The organism is Nocardia carnea (assembly GCF_029868325.1).
GTDB classification, from domain to species: Bacteria; Actinomycetota; Actinomycetes; order Mycobacteriales; family Mycobacteriaceae; genus Nocardia; species Nocardia carnea_C.
In genome coordinates this window covers 1-2,871 of sequence record NZ_JARWNW010000137.1, presented here as the reverse complement: position 1 = coordinate 2,871, position 2,871 = coordinate 1, and the positions used below count along the sequence as shown (strand labels likewise).

The following is a 2,871-nucleotide window of genomic DNA, read 5'->3' as shown; positions in this document are numbered from 1 at the left end:
CGGCCCGGGTTTCGGGCGGGGGGGGGCGCCCCTTGTTTTTTGTTTTTTTTTTTCCCCCCTAAAAACCCCCCTTCCCCGGGCGCCTATAAAACCCCCCCCCGGGGGGCGCCCACCCCGGGGGGGGTTCGCGGCAGTGCGGCGGTCTGCGGGCCGCCGCGTGTGGTTTCCGGTGGCTACCGGCCGAGCCGGCCGCGACCGAGCCGCAGCAGCAACATCGCCAGCGTATGACCCTCCTGGCCCAGCTCGCTGAAGCGTTCCAGCACTTTCATCTCCCGGCTGTGCACCAGCCGGGTGCCGCCGGAGGCCATCCGGGTGCGGCCGATAACGCGGGAGATCTCGGTCCGGCGTTTGATCGCCGCCAGGATCTCCGCGTCGAGCTGGTCGATTTCCTTACGAAGCTTCTCGATCTCGGCTTCGGTCCGAGGGAGCTCCGATTCCGTGCCGGTCGTCGAATCCGACCCGGTCGCCGTGGCGGGTGTGCTCATCATTCATCTCCTCGTGTCAGAACCTGGATCGCCGTCGCACCGCTTCGCGTTACCGGTCCAGAGTTCCTTCACCGTGAAACAGACCCGATGGGTCTGGTAGTCCCGTTACCCCCTACCTGCCCCTCCCGGCCTCAGGTGCCCGGGCTGTGGTCCCGCTGTGCACCCAGCCGGAGCGGTTGTTTCACAAAAGGGCAAACCATGCTGCCAGTTTGCCACGCCCCGGAAAGTCTGCAAAGTGACGGATACCCCCTGCCTGCGTAAGCCCCGGCGGCGCCGAGTCCAGCGAGGCCCTCAGAGGGCCAAAACCCAGCGCGCGCCAGCGCGCAAATAAACACAGCGGTAGCGTGAACGGACGATGGACACCACGGCTGAAACTCGTTCGGATTCGCATTCCCGCCCTCAGCGCTCGGCCGCCGGCCGCTCGGGTTCCGGCGCCGGCGAGCACGGTCCGGACGCGCCGACGCTACCCGGGTTGGAAACGGCGGGCGTCCCGCCCCGCCCGCCCCTGCCACCGACCCCCACCCCCGGCCCCCCCCACACCCCCCCACAGCCGCGAACCGCCCCGGGTGTCGACGCCCCGGGGCGGTCGTATATCGCGCCTCAGGTCATCGCGATGTACTTCGTGGACAAATACTCCTCGATACCCTCGGTGCCGCCCTCCCGGCCGAATCCGGAGGCCTTCACACCACCGAAGGGTGCGGCGGGATCCGAGATGACACCGCGGTTCACCCCCACCATGCCGCTCTCCAGACCTTCCGCGACCCGTAGCGCCCGGTCGAGATCCCGTGTGTAGATGTAGCTGACCAACCCGAATTCGGTGTCGTTGGCGGCGGCCAGCCCCTCCTCTTCGGTATCGAAGGCGACGATCGGGGCGACCGGGCCGAATACCTCCTCGCGCAGGATCCGCGCGCCATCGGGGATATCGGTCAGGATGGTCGCCGGGTAGAACCAGCCCGGACCGCCGGGGGCCTTACCGCCCAGGCGCACGGTCGCACCGGCGGATACCGCGTCGTCGACCAGCTCGGACACCGTGGTGAGCTGTTCGGAGTTGATGAGCGGGCCCAGTGTGGTGTCCGGGTCGGTACCGGGGCCCATTTTGACCTGCTCGTTCATGGCTGCCGCCAACTTGTCGGTGAACTCGGCCAGCACCCCGCGCTGCACGTGGAACCGGTTCGCCGCCGTACACGCTTCCCCGCCGTTGCGCAGTTTCGCCAGCATGGCGCCCTGGACAGCGGCGTCGATATCGGCATCGTCGAACACCACGAACGGCGCGTTGCCGCCGAGCTCCATCGAGGTGCGCAGCAGACCGTGCGCGGATTTCTCGACCAGCGACCGGCCGACCTCGGTGGAGCCGGTGAAGGTGAGTTTGCGCAGCCGGGGGTCGTCGAGCAGCGGCTGGGTCACGGCACCCGAGCGGCGGGAGGTGATCACCGACAGCACGCCCTCGGGCAGTCCCGCCTCGGCGCAGAGTTGCGCCAGCAACAGCATGGTGAGCGGGGTGGCCGACGCCGGTTTCACGATCATGGTGCAGCCTGCGGCGAGGGCCGGGCCGATCTTGCGCGTGCCCATGGCGAGCGGGAAATTCCACGGTGTGATGGCCAGGCACGGTCCTACCGGCTGCTTGTGCACGAGGATCCGGCCGGTACCCGACGGGGCATGCAGATAGCGGCCGCTGATCCGCGCCGCCTCCTCACTGAACCAGCGGAAGAACTCGGCGCCGTAACGCACCTCGTTACGACTCTCCGGCAGAGCCTTGCCCATCTCCAGAGTCATCAGCAACGCGAAGTCCTCCGCCCGCGCGGTGATCCGCTCGAACACCGCCCGCAGGATTTCGCCTCGCTCCCGCGCGGGAGTCGCCGCCCAATCCGCCTGAGCCGCCACAGCGGCATCCAGCGCCCGCACGGCGTCCTCGGGGGTGGCGTCCGCGACCTCGGCGATCACTTCCCCGTTCGCCGGGTTGTGCACGCCGAACGTGCCGCCACCGGTGGCATCGACGGGGCCGCCGATCCACAGCTGCTTCGGTACAGAATCGAGTACATCGGTTTCTGAAGCCATACGCCTAAGCCTAGGCCGCGAACCCCCCGATATCCCTGGCTCGCGAGGACAGTATTCATGGCGGCTCGCGAGGACAGTATTCATGGCGGCTCGCGAGGCCGAAGTCCATGGCGGCTCGCGAGACGAGTGTCCATGGCGCCGAGTCCAGCGAGGCCCCTCCCGGGTTTGGCCCGTGCCAAGCGGGAGCGCCGCCGGGGGCTGGGCGCCCGGCGCGGGGGGGGGGGGGGGCGGGCCCGGGGCCGCGCCGGGGGGGGGGGGGGGGGGGGGGGGGGGGGGGGGGGGGCGGGAGGGGGGCGGGGAGGGGCGGGGGGGGGGGGGGTGGCGGGCGGGG

The 2,871-nt window shown here is 69.8% G+C and carries 2 protein-coding genes; both read right to left on the bottom strand.

The window, feature by feature from the left end; genetic code table 11:
• Positions 1 to 173: 173 nt before the first annotated feature.
• Positions 174 to 485 carry a chorismate mutase gene (locus QH196_RS10065; protein ID WP_062973841.1) on the bottom strand — a complete coding sequence of 104 codons (312 nt, stop codon included), beginning with the start codon at positions 483 to 485 and terminating at the stop codon, positions 174 to 176.
• Positions 486 to 1,085: 600 nt separating this feature from the next.
• Positions 1,086 to 2,540, bottom strand: a complete 1,455-nt coding sequence (locus tag QH196_RS10060) for an NAD-dependent succinate-semialdehyde dehydrogenase (RefSeq protein WP_280415494.1) — start codon at positions 2,538 to 2,540, stop codon at positions 1,086 to 1,088.
• Between the last annotated feature and the right edge of the window lie 331 nt (positions 2,541 to 2,871).